Below are 16,728 nucleotides of genomic sequence, written 5' to 3'. Positions count from 1 at the left end.
TTTCCTCTATTATTAAATTACACTGTTCCTGACTTTTTGTTTTTTAATCCATCCAATGTTATAGCAAAGATAATGATTAATCCTGTTGCTATATACTGCCAATAGGAACCTATCCCAAAAAGGTCTAGTGCATTACTAATCATTGCGAAGAATATTGATCCTGCCAATGTTCCTATAAATGTCCCATTCCCACCTCGAAGACTTGTTCCGCCCACGACAGCTGCAGCAATAGCCTGAAGTTCATAACCTGTTCCCATTGTTCCGTTGGCGGCTGAAAGGTAACCAGCGAGGGTAACACCGGTTAATGATGTCATTAATCCCAAAACCATAAAGGAAAAAATAATAACACGATGGACAGGAACTCCAGCAATAACAGAAGCTTCCATTTTACTTCCAACTGCTCTTATAAACCGTCCATACCTCGTATACTTTGTTAGATAAATACAAAACACTGTACATAGAACAAAAATGATGAATGGAATTGGAATACCTAGCAATGAACCAACCCCCAAGTTAAGAACATCCATTGAAGTCACTGGTATGACTTGTTGGTTTGTTATAATAAAAACAATGGCTAAATAGACAAATCCTGTTCCTAATGTGGCAACAAAAGGAGGAATATTTAATTTTGTGATAACCAAACCATTCAAAAAACCTTGAGCAAGGCCACATAGTAACGCAGCTAACACCGCAGCCAAAATGCCAACACTTGGTACTAACATTGCCGTAACAACTGCAGTCAGAGACACAATTCCCGGTATAGAAAGGTCTATGCCTCCCCCCATAATGACAAAAGTCATTCCGATTGCTCCAATACCTACAAAAGCCGACTGTCTTAAAACACTTGTGAGATTGCTAAATGTAGCAAAATTACCATTTAAAAAATAAAGAACAATTCCTGTTAGAACAACAATCCAAACAATTGTATATTTGTTTAGGAGCATAAATACCTTTGATGAGAGTCCCAAGCTACTTTTAGAGTTATTTTCACTTTCTTCTCCCTCTACTGAATGATCTATAATATCATTGGATACTTTTATCTTTTCCATTACTGTAAGCTCCTCCTTAACAGAGATTTGACTAGATTCCTTCTGGCACTATCAAGACTCAAAGCTCCGATAAGTAATAATCCTGTCGCCAAGTATTGATAAAAACTTGGAATATTCAGAATGTTAAGCGCGTTGCTTATTGAGGAAAGTAAAAAGGCTCCAATTAAAGTACCAATCAAGTTTCCGCGACCACCATCCATACTCGTTCCACCTAGTACAACCGCAGCAATGGCATTCATCTCAAGGCCAACGCCTAAAGATCCTGTTACATTCATTAATTGAGAACTAAGCATAACCCCTGAAAATGCAGTTGTTACACCTACTAATGCAAAAACCATGATCGTTATCCTGTCTACCTTCAACCCTGATGCAACTGCAGCATGCGGATTACCCCCAACTGCGGCAATATGCCGTCCAAAAGGCGTATGTTTAAAGGTTGCCCATAAAATAATTAATGCGATCACTGCTATGATAAATGGTAATGGAATACCGAGGATATTTTTCGAATTAATGGCCCCGAAACTTTGGTTGGAAATAAGGATTGACTTTCCATTTGTATATAATAAAGCTACTCCTCTTATCACAGACATCGTTCCTAACGTTGCAACAAAAGCAGGTACTCTTAATTTACTAACAAGAATTCCATTGACAATGCCTACTACGAGCCCAGCTAGTAAAGCAGCCCCAATACTCGTAAACATATCATGCCCTATAAGCATTGTTGCGACAACACTTGCACATAATGACTGCGTCGATCCTACTGATAAATCGAAAACCCCCATGGCAATAGCAAATGTCATACCATAAGAAACAACGGCTAAGATTGAGGTTTCTACAATAACATTCGATAAATTTGAGAAGCTGATAAATTGATGATTCATTAAGCCTACTACTACATAAAGGAGTATTAAAAATGCTATGACACCTACGTTTTGCAACTGATTGGCTAATTTTAGCCCACTATATCGCTCTCTAGAGTCCCCTTCTTCTTTAATAACTGCTTGTGATTCAGCCATTAGAAATCACCTCTTCACTAGAACGGCGTAATGAAGCTGCAACAATATTATCCTCATTAAGTTCGCTCTTTGGAATCTCTGTTACTAATTTACCATTATTAAGAACAATACAACGGTCCACGAGAAGTACTAACTCTTGAGCTTCAGAGGAGCTTACAATGATTGCAACACCTGTTTCAGCGAGTTCTTTTATTGCTTTATAAATCTCAATTTTGGCTCCAATGTCAACTCCCCTAGTTGGTTCGTTAAATAATAATACTTTACAATCAGCTGCAAGCGCCCTTCCAAGTAAGGCTTTTTGCTGATTTCCACCACTTAAGGTTGTGATTCCTTGTGATGGTCCAAAACAGCGAATATTAAAAAAGCCTTTCATGTCTTCATAGGCTTTATTCTCTTTCTTATGATTAATAATAAAGGAGTCTCTCACTTTTTTTGGAGGAGTTGATAGAACAATATTTTCCATTACATTAAAATGAGGAATAATGCCTTCTTCTTTTCTATCTTCAGATAACATATAAACCTTTTCTTTTAATGCGTGCGTAGGTTTCTTAATAGAAACTGATCTTCCATCTATAACAATCTCCCCAGTTGTAACATCTTCCAATCCATACAATGCTCTCGTTAGTTCCCTTCTTCCCGACCCAATTAATCCCGCAACGCCTAATATTTCACCACTTCTTACAGAAAAACTAATATTATTGACAAATTTGGGGACAGTTAAGTTCTTAACTTGGAACATAGGAGAAGCGTCATGTTCATCTAAAAAAGTTGATCGTAATGCAGATTCACTATCAAGTTTTCTCCCAATCATTAGTGTGACTAATTCTTCTTCACTTATCTCACCGGCTGATTTTAAGGCCACTCGCTGTCCATCACGAAATACAGTTATAGAGTCACATAACACAAAAATTTCATTTAATCTATGGGAAACATATAATATTCCAGTTCCATCATTACGTAATTCCTTAACAAGATTCATTAACCTTTCAACCTCTGCAGCATTTAAGGAAGCAGTTGGTTCATCCATAATGATAAGTCTTGCCTCTTCTGCTAATGCTTTTGCAATTTCAACCAGCTGCTGATCTGCGATGCTTAATAGTTCTACAGGTTGATTCACAGATACTTTCATTCCAATCCGATCAAGAATTTCAGAAGCCTTTTTCTTTGCTGTTTTCCAATCAATTTGGCCGAATATTCCCCTTGGTTCTCTGCCTAAAAATATATTTTCAACAATAGATAATTGAGGTACTAATTGAAACTCCTGTGAAATTACACTAATACCAGACTTTTGTGATTCTAAAGGATTACGAAATTTAGTAGGTGTTCCATCGACTCTGATTTCGCCGCTTGTTGGCTGATACAGCCCCGAAAGGATTTTAATAATCGTACTTTTCCCAGCACCATTCTCCCCTACTAGCCCATGCACTTGACCAGGATAAATAGCTATATTTACTCCTTTTAAAGCACGGACTCCAGGAAATTCTTTTACTATATCCGTGGCTTCCAGTATCGGAATATCATCACGTTTCATACGCTTCCCCCTTCTGCTGTTTTTTCATAACCAATACATATTTTAAAGTCATCTGCCTAACGGCAGGTGGACAGGGCAAAATTATTTAAGATATTCATTTATGTTATTAGAGTCCACTAATGTCGTTGGTACGTTATAAACCTTTTTAGCTGAATCTGTAAATTCAACTTTCTTTCCTTTCAGTAAATCTAAAGAAATTTCAACAGTCTTCTTTCCTAAATCTACAGGATGCTGCGCAATCGTTGCTGTCATTTCACCTTTTTTAATAAGTTCCAAAGCAGGTGCATCACCATTAAAGCCAATAACTTCTACTCTTTTTTTACCTTCCAATCTTCCCGCTTGTTTAAGTGCTTGCACAGCCCCTTCAGCCTCCGGATCATTTGCTGCAAAAATAACTGAGATATTTGGGTTCGCTGCCAGTAAGCTTTGAGTTACCTTGAATCCACCATCAACAGAGTCATCACCATTAAGCTGGCCAACTATTTTGAATCCACTGTATTTTTTAATCTTATCGACGAACCCATTAACACGATCCTCACCAACTGCTGATCCAGGGTGAAGTTCAATAACGCCAATTTCCTTCGTTCCTGATTTAGCGCCTAACTTTTTATTTACATATTCAGCCGCTGAAGCTCCCCCACCTTTATTATCAGATAGAACGTAGGCATCATACTTTCCTTCGGCACCTATATCACCAATAACAATAGGTATTTTTGCATTATGTGCCGCTGTAATAGTTGCAGGGAGTGCTGATGGCTGAACAGGTGAGACGATTAAAGCACTTATATTTTGATTAATGAGATTCATTGATCCTGATACTTGTGTTTCTTGACTTCCCTTTTGGTCAGATACAACAACCTTATATCCCTCTTTTTTCGCCGCTTGTTCAATTCCTTTTTCAAAATCCTGCCAGTAAGGTTGTTTCAAATCATATGTTGAATAGCCAATAATTTTATTTCTTTCCTTAAATGTGGAATCGTTTCCATGTTTAGTCGTACTAGTGGCTTGACTTCCACATGCAGCTAATCCTAATGACATTGCACCTACTGCAAAAATTATAGAAAGGGCTTTCATTTTTCCACGTATTTTGCTATTGTTAACTTTTTTACTCATCTTATTTCCCCCTTTTTTCTACCTTTTAATGATTTATAACTTAAAATAGTAAACTTACTGATTCAGAGTATTTCTCTGGTGTATGAAAGAATATAAATAAGTGAGTGAGTTTCTTCGTAAGTTGTTCGAGGCCGAAATAATATATTAAGATTATAACGTATTATGCTTCGTTACCAAATTTGCAGTTTTTCATGAAGGAATAACATAAAAGAAAGGACTTTATCTCATTGTAGACTGTCTTACTATTAATTTAGGAACAAATTCTAATTCTATGTGATTTCGTTTATCAGAAGACATCATATCCATTAACATCTGCCAGCTAGTATTCCCCATTAAATATGCTGGCTGGTCAATCGTTGATAACTTTGGAAAAGTATACTCTCCCATATCGATGTTGTCATATCCAATAATTGCAAGTTCCTCTGGTACAGAAATACCTAACGTTTGTGCTGCTTGGATGACGCCAATCGCCATAATATCATTCGCAGCAAAAATACCATCTGGTTTGTTATCAGACTTCAATAATTTAGTCGCTAAATCAAATCCACCTTTATAGCGAAAATCTCCTTGTAAAACTTCTCCAGTAACATCCATTCCTTCTGACTTGGCTTTTTCTATTGTACGAATAAAGCCTTTTTTTCTTCCAAAAGCAGATGGAGAAAGCCTCGGACCAGACAGATGAATTAATTTTTTACAGCCTATTTCGAATAAGTGCTGTGTGGCAACTTCTCCACCGACTTCATTATTCATCCAAACGGCTCCACCAACAGGATTATCGCGTCTATCAATAACAACAGAAGGTACATCTCCGATTAAATCAAGCAAACTATCAAATTTACTGCGGCTCCCGGCAATAACAATGCCATCCACACGCATTTGCTGGAGTTTTGCTAAATACATTTTTTCACGATCTAATTTCCAATCATAGTTGCAAAGAATTGTTGCAAATCCATTTTGAATAGCAGAGTCCTCAATACCTCTTGCAATTTCTGCATAAAACGGGTTAGCAACATCTGGAATAAGCAATCCTACCGTTTTTGTAGCTCCATTAACCAACCCCCTTGCAACTTCACTCGGTGAAAAATTCAATTTAAGCATAGCCTGATTAACATTTAACCGTGTCTTGTTACTAACATATCCACTGTTATTAATAACACGCGAAACAGTTGAAACAGATACACCTGCTTCTTTTGCTACATCTTTTATAGTTGCCAAAAAATATCACCTTACCTTGTGGAAACGTTTCCTTATTTCGAATAATATCACCGCGATTCTAACAAGTCAATATATTTTGATTTAAAATTATTTTCTAAAAAAGGCGCCTGACCCCTTTTATGCGATCAAAAGGGGTCAGGCACCTTTTTTATGAACGATATTTTATTTAAAAGTTATATTTTTCAACTCTCAATTGTAATTATAGTAAGAATAGATTACAAAGGAGTTGGGAAATATGACGAATTCAAAAGTGGCAGTAGTAACAGGATCTGGTCAAGGTATTGGGAAAGGTATTGCGGAAAGATTAGCTCAAGATGGTTTTGCAATTATTTTAAGTGACCGCAATGGAGAAGTACTTGAACAAACAACAAAAGAATTTAAAAATCAACATGATCAAGTTGCTTCTTTTATTGGCGATGTATCAAACCCTGCGGATCAAAAAGCACTAGTGAAAACAGCGGTTGACCAATTTGGCAGCGTAGATGTGTTTGTCAATAATGCTGGCATCGAGTTAGTATGCCCTTTTGAAGAAATTGCTCCTGAAAACTTAGAAAATATTTTTCGAATCAATGTATTCGGTGTCGTATACGGCATTCAAGCCGCAGCCGAACAAATGAAAACTCAAGAGACAGGTGGAAAAATTATTAACGCCTGCAGTATCGCTGGGCACCAAGCCTTTGACATGTTAAGTGCATACTCGGCTACGAAGTTTGCAGTCCGCGCCTTTACACAAGCAACTGCAAAAGAATATGCTAAATACAATATTACCGTAAACGCGTATTGTCCTGGTATTGTTGGGACAAGCATGTGGGATCGGATAGATGAGGAAATGGTGAAATATATGGGGCTCCAAAAAGGAGAAGCGTTTAAAAAATATGCAGAAGGAATTGCTTTAGGCAGAACAGAGGAACCTACCGATGTTGCAGATTTCGTATCCTACTTAGCCTCACCTGGCTCTAATTACATGACAGGACAATCTATTATGATTGATGGCGGAATTGTCTTTAACTAATAAAAGGTGCCTGACCCCTTTTGTGCTTTATCGCACAAAAGGGGTCAGGCACCTTTTAAAGCTGATTTATGCGTTCGCTAATTTTCATAAATGGCAAGTAGAAGAATGCCCCGCCTACAATGATGATGAGTTGCACGATGACTGCTCTCCAATCACCAGCTGTTGCTAAGTAAGCACTTAGTAACGGAGGCGTCGTCCATGGAATGTACACGACACATTTGCTCATAAAACCTATTACTGTGGCAAAATAGGCAATGATAATGCCAAATGCAGGCAATAAGACGAACGGAATCATCATAGGTATATTAAAGACGATTGGATAACCAAAGATGACAGGCTCATTAATATTAAAGATTCCTGGAGCGGTTGCTAGTTTTGCAATATCTTTCGAAGCTTTGTTCCTGCCAAATAGGAAAGTTGCAATAATTAATGAAATGGTGCTCCCTGTTCCGCCAATCATGCCGAACGTCGGTACGAAAGCGCTATTGATAATATGCGGAATCGCCTGGCCGTGCGCATACGCTAACATATTTTCATTCATATTTGCCAGTAATAATGGATCTAATAATGCTCCATTTACGACACTTTGATGTATCCCTACCGAAAAAAGAAAGTTCCCAATACTATAAATGACGACAGTACCTATTAAACTAGTATTAATCTTTCTTAATGGTTCTTGAATCATCGTGGAAACTAAGCTAATTAAATTTGTATGGAACCCTACTGATAAAATCAAGGAGATGATGCCAAAGAAGGATAACACTAATATAGCAGGAATCATTACACTAAATGATTTTCCTACTGCAGGAGGAATATTTTCTCCTAAGTTTATTTGGAGTTTCTTAATATTAGATATTTTCATGAACAATTCTGTAGACACTAGCCCAACAATGATACCAGCAAACATCCCTGTCGTTCCAATATTTGTGAACGTTAGAACAGCTGATACATCTACAGCTTGTTTCGCTCCATCTGGGATGACCGAAACAGTATTTGGCATAATAATAATGAGTGTTGCCAATGAAATCACTGCCGAGGCTAAAGGATCTTTATAGGATTTATTTCTAGATAAACAGTAAGCAATCATAGGAGCAATTAACAGCCCTGAAATATTTAATGTACCATTTGTAATGACAGTGCCCCAATATTGTACGTTTTTCAGCATTTCTCCTTTAAAAAACCAAGGAAATACAACATTGTTCACTAATACTGCTAAACCAGCCAAGATGAATAGCGGCATAATAACGGCAAAAGCGTCTCTTAGTGAACGTAGATGAATCTGGTTTCCTAATTTCGCAGCAAACATGGTAAATCTATCTAATAATGATAATTTTTCAGTGGATTCCGTCTGTATTTGATTGTTCATCTCCATTATCCCCCTGTGTTTTTCATAGATTCATTATCTAGCTTAGATTCTCACCATTATTTTTAATGACATTTTGCAACCACCAGAAACTTTTCTTCGGCACCCGCTTTAAATCTTTTAAATCATGGTTTTCCCGATTCACATAGACGACTCCGTACCGCTTACGCATATCTCCTTGAGAACTCAATATATCAATCAATCCCCATCCTAAATAGCCAATGACATCGACCCCATCTATGAAAATAGCATCCTTCATTGCTTGAAGATGATCCCGATGATAATTGATTCGATAATCATCCTGAATTTCATGTTCCCCATCCCAAGATTCAATGACGCCAATCCCGTTTTCAATTGGAAAAACCGGAAGCTTATATCTGTTGTATATCTTATTCAAAATATCTCTGAATCCTAGAGGATCGATTTGCCAATTCCATTCAGTTGTATCTAAATAAGGATTATCCTGTTTTCCCTTTTCTAAATAATCATTCACCGCTGTATTCTCCGGAACGAGATCACTATTGATTGTCGTACTTGCATAGTAGCTAAAAGATAGGAAGTCACTTTTCAACTTTGCGATTTCTTCAAGATCCCCTTCTTGAATCCCCATATCAACGCCTTCATTGCGAACATATTGCATTACTTCGCTTGAATACGTTCCGTTCGTAAACGCCTCTAAAAGATTATGGTTGAAAAACTCATCAATCTTCCTTGCATATAGAATGTCCTTCGGTTTACAAGTTGCCGGGTATACTTCTGAATAGGCGAGCATCCCGCCAATTAATGCATCTTGAATGTGATCATGAATATAATTGGCAATGTAAGTGTGGGCCATCATCACATGATGCTGGATTTTATAAAGCTCATCTAATGTTTTCTCACCATTCATGTAGCCACTAATTCTAAACGCAACAGGCATATGGTATAAATTTTGTTCATTGAATGTGATCCAATACTTCACTTTATGTCCGAAGCGATTCACCATTTCCTTGCCGTATTTTACAAAAGCATCCACTACTTCTCTGCTGAGAAATCCATTATATTTTTCTGCAAGATGAAGCGGCATATCAAAATGGTATAAGCAAATCATTGGCTCAATTCCACGTTCAATTAGTGCGTCAATAAATGTATCATAAAATACGATTCCCTCTTCATTAAAATCCCCATCGCCTAAAGGATTTACTCGGCTCCAAGATATTTGAAAGCGGAAACAATTCATCCCAAGCTGCTGCATGAAATCAAAATCTTCTTCGTATCTGTGATAGCTATCTATTGCAACTTTCCAATCTGATGCATGTGTTGATGACTTTCGAATATCGTAAACAGACATTCCTTTTCCACCTTCGTTCCATGCTCCCTCTGTTTGCATACTAGAAACTGAATTGCCCCATAAAAAGTCATCTCTTAATCTATTAGCCATCGTTCATCCTCCTATTTCAGATCGTTTTAATAAAAATCATTTTCACCATACAATAAAGTGCTTATAGCTTAGCCAATCATACTAAGCGCTTGTTCTAACACCTTTTCCCCATTCATCATGCCATAATATTGCATATTAATAGAATCTACTGGAATATTCTTGCTGGCCAATTTCTTTTGAAATTGATTTTTCAAAAATTTAACTTGCGGTCCTAAAAGCAGGACATCAACATTCTTTTGTTCTAAAACTGAATCTGCTTCAGATGCCGAAACAGCAAAAATATCTGTCTCCAATCCTTTTGCCTCTGCTGCTTTCTTCATTTTCATTACTAATAGGCTAGTGCTCATACCTGCCGCACAAACTAACATGATTGTTTTCATCTTTATTCCCCCTAAAGAAATGATTTCCTTTGTACGTTCATTATAATTTAAAGCGCTTTCAATTAAGAGTGGATAAATTTCCGTTTCATAACGGAAATGACTGCAATATAAAATTTTTCAAGAAGCGCCCTTTCGAAAAGAAAACAACTAGTTTCCATCTTTATTTTCCAGTTGTGCTGCCGAATGTTTTATACATGTCAATCATTTCCTTTACTAATTCAGAAATCGTTTCGGCACTCATTAGCTGGTCTTCCGCATGCATAAATATCATCGATAGTTCCAATCGGTCACCGGCAGCTTCTTTTTGAATGAGTGATGCATGAACTTTATGGCCTTCTACAAAAAATTGTTTAGATTCCTGCAATTTTTCTTCTGCCAATTTGAAATCGCCGTCTTTTGCCGCATACAGTGCCTCCATTACACAGCTCTTTGCCATACCAACATTGCTGATAATCTGAAAAGCGATCATCTCCGTTGTTTCCTCGTTCATTGTCTCCACATCCTTTTATCGTCCTTTGTAAAAACATTTACTTTTAATCATTCATTGATTACTGATCTTAATACGATTATTTTATATGAAAAAACGTGAGCGTTACATTTCTTCCATTTCCGTTGAATAGCGGAAAATGTTACCCTTTTTTATATTCCTCCCTGAGGAACAGTTTGATCAAGTCTTCAGCCGAAGCCGTTTGAATGATTTTTTGCACTGTCACTTGATTCTCGATAATCGATATTAAATGCTGATACATGGGGGCAAGGTCGCCTTTTGCATGTTTTGAAATATTTAATAGACAAACAAATTGAACCATCTGTCGTTCATGCCAAATGACTGGCCGCTTCAACGTGCAAACAGTCCAAAATGTTTTTTCTGTGACAGGCGTCATCGGATGTGGAATTGCGACTAAATTACCAAAGCAAGTTGGCGCGAGCATCTCCCGTTCTTGAACAAGATTGATGTAATCTTTTGGGACAAGTCCTTGTGTCAACAATTGATCACATAAAAAAGCAAGCACTGAATCCTTATCATGAAAATCCTGATGAATGAATACTCTCGAAATATCTAAATAAGCCGCAAGTGAACCGTCCGTGGATGCATACAGTTTCCGGTTGATATGCTGAATATCTTCTTCTTCCAGAAAGGTATGAACTACTTGAACAGGAATGCCTAAATCTTCGTGAATAGGGACGGTACTAATAATAAGATCAATAGACGATAAATTAAATTCCCTTAATTTGTAATAGTGAATGGTATCTACAATATCCAATTCATTCCCGAACATACGCTGAAGCCGATAATAAAGCAGTTTCGCACTTCCTACTCCGGACGCACATACAATCAGCACTCTTTTAGCCTCTTGTTTTCTGGCGCTTTTTCTTTCCAAGGCGACACCAATGTGAAGAGCAATATAGGCAATTTCATGTTCTCCTACTTCCTGCGCCAAATACTCTTCCATACATGTACTAGCAACAGCAGCACCTTCAAAAGCAACAGGATATTTCATTTTAATTTCCTTTAGGAAAGGATTGCGAATGTTCATATGGTATCTTAATCGGTTCATCGCCGGCCGAATATGCAAAGTAAGTGCTTGGATGAGTTCATGATCATCCCGAAAATCCCAATTCATCTCTAATCGCAGCTTTTCTAACATGTTTGAAACAATATGGCTAACTTCATCATACTCACCATATTCCGTCAGTTCATCTTGATGTAAAAGTTTCGTTCCTACCAAATGGACAATAATGTAGTCAATCTCAGCATCTGGAAAATGTAAACCCGTCAATGCTTCGACCTCTTTCACTATTTCATGGGCTACAAGCTTCTCAAAAGGATATGTTTTATAAAAATCATGTTCTAATGTTCCAATTAAAAAGCCCTCTTCAATTCGTTTACAGGCAATAGTCAAATGTGTTGCCAAATTTTCAAGGGCAATGTCGGATATTTCTATCTTATAATCATTGACTTTCATAATAATGATATCTTTAATCTTTTTATACAATTGCTCATCCAATAATGAAAATCCATCACGACTTGCACTGAAATCAATATTACGGAAAATATAATTGGATAAACATAGTCTTTTCATATATTCATCCCCTACTACCTTTGTTCCATAATGGGGGCGATTCATTAATGTTAACTGATACTTCTCCAAAACCTCTTTCACCATTTTTAAATCGTGCTGAACAGTAGACTTTGAGATAAACATTTCATCCTCAAATGTTTCTAGTTTAATAAACTCCTTCTCTAGCAAAAATCGTCTAATCATATAGACGACACGGCTTTGCTGATCAGAATAATCGAAACCACTTTCATTTCCATCGTTTCCAATGGTTTCACAAGCCGCTTGGAATTTATTTGGATCAACCATTTTAATCTGATATCCTTTTCCCCTAATGGAATGAATAGCAATACCAAATTGTTCACACTCTGATTGCAGTGCTTTTACCTCACTGCGAATCGTACGATCACTCACCCCAATTTCCTTCGCCAGCCAATCTGCCGTTACTGGCTCACTTGTCTTTATCAATAATTGCAAAATCTCCTTTTGACGGTTTGAAATCATGCAAATTCCTCTTTTCTTTGGTGCCTGACCCCTTTCGTGCGATAAAGCACGAAAGGGGTCAGGCACCTTTGGGGGCTAATTTATTCCATTATACATAAAAAGATGAAAAAGTAACTAACCACTCTTTCATGTTAAAATATCAAATATAAGTGTAGCGATTACAAAACGATGTATGAGCAAAGGAGAATGGTGATGAGTGAAAAAGATGTTGAAGTGTTAAAAAGAGAATTCGTTAGTTTGCAAGAAAAGAATACAAAGTTATTTGAACAAGATGTCCTACCAGCAATTGCTCAGAAAAAACAGGCATTTCTAGATGCATTTGAGGATTATTTTAGAGAACGAGGATTTATCGTAAAGAAAAGAAATGGTGCTGTAAGAGTTTCCTACGATTATACATTGCAATTTAAAGCTTTTTCAAACGAAAGCGACGAGTTATTCATCATGAAGGGAAAAGAACAAATTGCTTGTATTAGCCTTCATTTTAAAGGTGAGGAAAATTCTCAGATCAACAGCCAGCGAAACAATCCAACTGATTCGATCCATCTCCTTGAAAAGGAAATCGAGCGAGAAAAAATGTTATCGATGGATCTTGTTGAACCCGAGATTTATTATGCTCCAACCAATTCACAAATTTTCTTTGATAACCCATACGCCATACTTGAGAGTATTTTTCAAATATAATCCGATAAATCTCCTGTCACTTTAATCCATAAACACAAACGATGTGACGGGAGCTTACCATGGATAAATCCTTTTATCACTTCCGAAATCAGCTATGTTTCATCATATTTGGAGACAGCTTTAATGCTATATCAGGGTATGTCGTTTCGGTGTCTACCCTATAGGAACCCAATGTGAACAATTCTGATGGAGCTGTTACTAAGGAAAAAGGATAGCCATTTAGGCTATCCTCAAACTCTCAAATATCTAGTAAACTGTTACACTTTTAGCTTTACTACTGTTACCTGCTGCGTCTTTTACATAAACGGTAAGTGTTGATTTTTTCTTTTGTGCTTTTATTTTCACTTTGAAATGTCCTTTGCTATCCACTTTTCCAGATCCAAGCTTTTTGCTTTTATTGTAAACATAAACCGTTGCTGATTTTTCGGCACTTCCAGTAATAGTTGTTGATTTGCTTGTTACTTTATTTACTGATGGTGTTGCCGGCGGTGTTTTATCAAGGACTTTAACCGTTCTACTGCCACTCTTATTCCCTGAAGGATCGACTGCATATACAGTAATCACGGTTCCAGCTTTTTGCTTTGAAAGTTTAAGTGAATATTTTCCGCTTTTCGCTGTTGCTTCACCTAGTTTCTTACTTTTTGCATATGCATACACCCTCGCATTTGATTCTGCTGTTCCAGAAATGACAGTAGACCAATCTGAAACGGAACTTACCGTCGGCGTTGTCGGCGGTGTTCTATCAAGGACTTTAACGGTTTTATCAGCACTTCTGTTTCCTGCTGCATCCACTGTATATACAGTAATGACTGTTCCGGCTTTTTGCTTTGGAATTTTTATCGAATATTCTCCGTTAGTTGCTGTTGTTTCCCCTAGCTTCTTACCATTTGCATAAGCATATACTTTTATTTTGGACTCTGCTTTTCCAGTAATTGCAGTAGAATGATCTGATATCGTATTTACTGTCGGTGCTTTATCTAAAAAGGAAGCTTTTAGACGATAACTTGCACTTGTTAGTCCATCCCAATAATACGGTGTGATCACGATATAATATTTACCTTTTTTCAAGCGGTCATTAATGGCAATCGTTTCCCCCGCTGAACTAATACTCTCAGAATCTACATAATTCCCATTTGCATCCTCAATTTCTAATGAAAAACTGCCTGTTGTATGATCAAGGGTGATACTCGCATTTCCGTCTTGGTTCGTTGTAAATTGATACACATCGCGATCAATTTCAGAATAACTGCTAGAACTATAGTATTTTCTGGAAGTAATAGGAAAAGATGTCTCCAATGTATCATTAGACTCAAAGCTTGAAGAATCCCTATTAATTGATCCAGGGTATGTGGCCTTTACGCGATAAGTCGCACTTGTTAGTCCATCCCAATAATATGAATATGGCTTGATCTGTACATAGTACGTTCCTTTTCTCAAGTGCTCATAAAGCTTTGTCGTTTCTCCTGCTGAACTAATACTCTCAGAATCTACATTGTTTCCATATACATCATCAATCTCCAGCGAAAAACTACCTGTTGCATGATCAAGCGTAATATACGCTTCACCATCTTGAGTAGTTGTAAATTGGTATACATCTTTATCAATATTAGATTCACATGTTGACGAATAAAATTGACCTGATTTAATAGCAAAGCTTGTCTCAAAAGTGTCATTAGGTTCAAAACTCGTATTATCCCTTTTTATAGAACCGGGATATGTAGCTTTCAATTGATAACTCGCACTTGTAATTCCATCCCAATAAAACGATGTGATCTTTACATAATACGTTCCTTTTTTCAGGTGTTCATCAAGCTTAATCGTTTCTCCTGCTGAACTAATACTCTCAGAATCTACGTAGTTCCCATTTGCATCATCAATTTCCAGCGATAAGCCGCCTGTTGCATGATCAATTGTGATGTACGCTTCACCATCTTTAGTGGTTGTAAATTGATAAGTGTTCTCGGAACTACTTGAAGCCAACTTACCATTAACAGAAACTCCCGAAGAAATACTTGTATTTGCTGCATATGCAAAATGGCTGAAAAAAATAGTGAAAAAAAGGACAAAAAAAGCTGATCCTACTATTTGCTTCATAATTTATAAACTCCCCCTTTATATTCCATTTTTCTGTGAATGTTGAATATCTAATTGGAAGCATTAAAAAGCCTATATTTAACTATGACCTATAACGATTATTTTGCTTTAGATAGTTCGAACTCTCCCCCCTATTGATTTAACTCTCACTTCCAAATCCTACATTATGACCATTATGAAGTTTTATGACGTGAACACCCCGTCCACTCTTTAATTTTTATAGAGTCATCCCTTAATGGCCTAAAGTTTCAACAATATTCAACCATTCAAATATAGGAAAATTATACCATATATTTAACCAGATTTTATTACTCTTTTATTTAAAGTGCCTGACCCCTTTCGTGCTTTATCGCACGAAAGGGGTCAGGCACCTTTTTGGAATATTTGTTATAATAAGTTAATGCTAATGCTGGGGGTGAGCTGCATGCGCTTTGAAGAACGTATACATAAGTTTGAATACAAGTTAAATGATACAGATGACCAAATTATTGAATATATTATGAGAAACAAACAAGGTTTCGTTCATCAATCCATTCAGGCAATCGCGGCTAATCTGTTTACAGTCCCAAATACGATTACAAGGCTTTCTAAGAAGCTGGGATATGATGGGTTTTCCCACATGAAAAATAGTTTAAAAGAAGAGCTTGATGTAACAACTATTCAAGAAAAGGAAAGCTCCTTCCTTCATATTCAAAAAACATTTGAGCTGATTGACCAAGAAATGATTGAAGCAGCAGCTAAAATGATTCATGATGCGAAGCATGTCCTGTTCTTTGCAGTTGGCGACACAGCCAACTTCTGCGAAATGATCGTCCGGAACTTGCGCGTCGTTGGCAAAATTGCAGAATTTTATCATCATCGTCATGAAATGGTTCGTACGCTTAATGAGTACACGAAGCATGATGTGCTATTTTTAATCAGTCTGACCGGAGAAACTCAGCAAGTGCTTGAAATGGCAGAACTAGCAAAAACGCGGCAAATTCCGATCATTTCGCTGACTCATTTTAGCCGTAATTCTCTACAGCAGGCGGCTGAAATCAATCTATATTGCGATGCACCAAAAAAGATGAAAAACGGCTACAATATTACGGACAGAACGCCAGTGATGATTATTTTACAAACATTATCTCAATATTATTGGGAACATTATTAAATCTGTGTAAAAATACACGAAAAATACGAATCACTGATTCTATATGTGTAAAAATACGAAGAATACCTCTTCTTATTTTTTTATTTGTTAAAATCAAAAATGTAAACACTTACAAATATAAAAAAGGGGGTATTACA

Annotated in this window: 14 protein-coding genes; 3 read left to right on the top strand and 11 right to left on the bottom strand. The window is 37.0% G+C overall.

The window, feature by feature from the left end:
• Positions 1-17: 17 nt before the first annotated feature.
• From G4D61_RS08500 to G4D61_RS08480, 5 genes are all read right to left on the bottom strand, one after another.
• Complete coding sequence (locus tag G4D61_RS08500; protein ID WP_163173712.1) at positions 18-1,049, bottom strand: ABC transporter permease; 1,032 nt, start codon at positions 1,047-1,049, stop codon at positions 18-20.
• On the bottom strand, positions 1,049-2,065 hold the full coding sequence (locus tag G4D61_RS08495; protein ID WP_163173711.1) for an ABC transporter permease: 1,017 nt from the start codon (positions 2,063-2,065) through the stop codon (positions 1,049-1,051). The genes G4D61_RS08500 and G4D61_RS08495 overlap by 1 nt, the downstream gene beginning before the upstream one ends.
• Entirely contained in the window at positions 2,058-3,596 is a 1,539-nt protein-coding gene (locus G4D61_RS08490; protein ID WP_163173709.1) for a sugar ABC transporter ATP-binding protein, read from the bottom strand. Before G4D61_RS08490 ends, G4D61_RS08495 begins: the two co-directional genes overlap by 8 nt.
• Before the next feature lie 81 nt (positions 3,597-3,677).
• Positions 3,678-4,709, bottom strand: a complete 1,032-nt coding sequence (locus G4D61_RS08485; RefSeq protein ID WP_163173707.1) for a substrate-binding domain-containing protein — start codon at positions 4,707-4,709, stop codon at positions 3,678-3,680.
• A 219-nt stretch (positions 4,710-4,928) separates the two neighbouring features.
• Positions 4,929-5,924 carry a LacI family DNA-binding transcriptional regulator gene (locus G4D61_RS08480; RefSeq protein ID WP_163173705.1) on the bottom strand — a complete coding sequence of 332 codons (996 nt, stop codon included), beginning with the start codon at positions 5,922-5,924 and terminating at the stop codon, positions 4,929-4,931.
• Positions 5,925-6,159: 235 nt separating this feature from the next.
• Between G4D61_RS08480 and G4D61_RS08475 the strand changes: the two genes are divergently transcribed.
• Positions 6,160-6,936 (top strand): acetoin reductase, encoded by a 777-nt coding sequence (locus G4D61_RS08475; protein ID WP_163173703.1) that lies wholly within the window; start codon positions 6,160-6,162, stop codon positions 6,934-6,936.
• A gap of 55 nt (positions 6,937-6,991) precedes the next feature.
• Here the strand turns inward: G4D61_RS08475 and G4D61_RS08470 are convergent, their stop codons facing one another.
• The 5 genes from G4D61_RS08470 to G4D61_RS08450 all read right to left on the bottom strand — a co-directional run bounded on the left by G4D61_RS08470 (position 6,992) and on the right by G4D61_RS08450 (position 12,663).
• Positions 6,992-8,302, bottom strand: a complete 1,311-nt coding sequence (locus G4D61_RS08470; RefSeq protein ID WP_035349248.1) for a PTS sugar transporter subunit IIC — start codon at positions 8,300-8,302, stop codon at positions 6,992-6,994.
• 37 nt (positions 8,303-8,339) lie between these two features.
• Positions 8,340-9,719 (bottom strand): glycoside hydrolase family 1 protein, encoded by a 1,380-nt coding sequence (locus G4D61_RS08465; RefSeq protein ID WP_163173693.1) that lies wholly within the window; start codon positions 9,717-9,719, stop codon positions 8,340-8,342.
• 68 nt (positions 9,720-9,787) lie between these two features.
• A complete protein-coding gene (locus G4D61_RS08460; RefSeq protein WP_205603244.1) occupies positions 9,788-10,099 on the bottom strand; it encodes a PTS sugar transporter subunit IIB in 312 nt (103 codons plus the stop codon).
• Between the two features lie 160 nt (positions 10,100-10,259).
• The gene (locus G4D61_RS08455) at positions 10,260-10,589 is read right to left on the bottom strand and encodes a PTS sugar transporter subunit IIA (protein WP_025731410.1); all 330 of its coding nucleotides are present in this window, start codon (positions 10,587-10,589) and stop codon (positions 10,260-10,262) included.
• A 139-nt stretch (positions 10,590-10,728) separates the two neighbouring features.
• Positions 10,729-12,663 carry a BglG family transcription antiterminator gene (locus G4D61_RS08450; protein WP_035353442.1) on the bottom strand — a complete coding sequence of 645 codons (1,935 nt, stop codon included), beginning with the start codon at positions 12,661-12,663 and terminating at the stop codon, positions 10,729-10,731.
• Between the two features lie 192 nt (positions 12,664-12,855).
• On the opposite strand from G4D61_RS08450, the gene G4D61_RS08445 reads away from it, so the two are divergent.
• Entirely contained in the window at positions 12,856-13,344 is a 489-nt protein-coding gene (locus G4D61_RS08445; RefSeq protein ID WP_025731408.1) for a hypothetical protein, read from the top strand.
• 246 nt (positions 13,345-13,590) lie between these two features.
• Here G4D61_RS08445 and G4D61_RS08440 read toward each other — a convergent pair whose 3' ends face one another.
• Positions 13,591-15,438 carry an Ig-like domain-containing protein gene (locus G4D61_RS08440; RefSeq protein WP_081979027.1) on the bottom strand — a complete coding sequence of 616 codons (1,848 nt, stop codon included), beginning with the start codon at positions 15,436-15,438 and terminating at the stop codon, positions 13,591-13,593.
• A 424-nt stretch (positions 15,439-15,862) separates the two neighbouring features.
• On the opposite strand from G4D61_RS08440, the gene G4D61_RS08435 reads away from it, so the two are divergent.
• Positions 15,863-16,591, top strand: coding sequence for a MurR/RpiR family transcriptional regulator (locus G4D61_RS08435; protein WP_035353445.1), 729 nt, complete (start codon positions 15,863-15,865; stop codon positions 16,589-16,591).
• Positions 16,592-16,728 lie beyond the last annotated feature (137 nt).

This window comes from Heyndrickxia ginsengihumi, from assembly GCF_011008565.1.
GTDB classification, from domain to species: Bacteria; Bacillota; Bacilli; order Bacillales; family Bacillaceae_C; genus Weizmannia; species Weizmannia ginsengihumi.
Note: the sequence above shows the minus strand (reverse complement) of the source record. Positions and strands in the feature narration are given on the sequence as shown.

What these genes read in the sequence shown, in the direction of transcription:
- G4D61_RS08440 (WP_081979027.1), bottom strand. Translation starts at nt 15,438, where the DNA reads ATGAAGCAAATAGTAGGATCAGCTTTTTTTGTCCTTTTTTTCACTATT.
- G4D61_RS08485 (WP_163173707.1), bottom strand. Translation starts at nt 4,709, where the DNA reads ATGAGTAAAAAAGTTAACAATAGCAAAATACGTGGAAAAATGAAAGCC.
- G4D61_RS08490 (WP_163173709.1), bottom strand. Translation starts at nt 3,596, where the DNA reads ATGAAACGTGATGATATTCCGATACTGGAAGCCACGGATATAGTAAAA.
- G4D61_RS08475 (WP_163173703.1), top strand. Translation starts at nt 6,160, where the DNA reads ATGACGAATTCAAAAGTGGCAGTAGTAACAGGATCTGGTCAAGGTATT.
- G4D61_RS08470 (WP_035349248.1), bottom strand. Translation starts at nt 8,302, where the DNA reads ATGAACAATCAAATACAGACGGAATCCACTGAAAAATTATCATTATTA.
- G4D61_RS08500 (WP_163173712.1), bottom strand. Translation starts at nt 1,049, where the DNA reads ATGGAAAAGATAAAAGTATCCAATGATATTATAGATCATTCAGTAGAG.
- G4D61_RS08445 (WP_025731408.1), top strand. Translation starts at nt 12,856, where the DNA reads ATGAGTGAAAAAGATGTTGAAGTGTTAAAAAGAGAATTCGTTAGTTTG.
- G4D61_RS08450 (WP_035353442.1), bottom strand. Translation starts at nt 12,663, where the DNA reads ATGATTTCAAACCGTCAAAAGGAGATTTTGCAATTATTGATAAAGACA.
- G4D61_RS08460 (WP_205603244.1), bottom strand. Translation starts at nt 10,099, where the DNA reads ATGAAAACAATCATGTTAGTTTGTGCGGCAGGTATGAGCACTAGCCTA.
- G4D61_RS08465 (WP_163173693.1), bottom strand. Translation starts at nt 9,719, where the DNA reads ATGGCTAATAGATTAAGAGATGACTTTTTATGGGGCAATTCAGTTTCT.
- G4D61_RS08455 (WP_025731410.1), bottom strand. Translation starts at nt 10,589, where the DNA reads ATGAACGAGGAAACAACGGAGATGATCGCTTTTCAGATTATCAGCAAT.
- G4D61_RS08435 (WP_035353445.1), top strand. Translation starts at nt 15,863, where the DNA reads ATGCGCTTTGAAGAACGTATACATAAGTTTGAATACAAGTTAAATGAT.
- G4D61_RS08495 (WP_163173711.1), bottom strand. Translation starts at nt 2,065, where the DNA reads ATGGCTGAATCACAAGCAGTTATTAAAGAAGAAGGGGACTCTAGAGAG.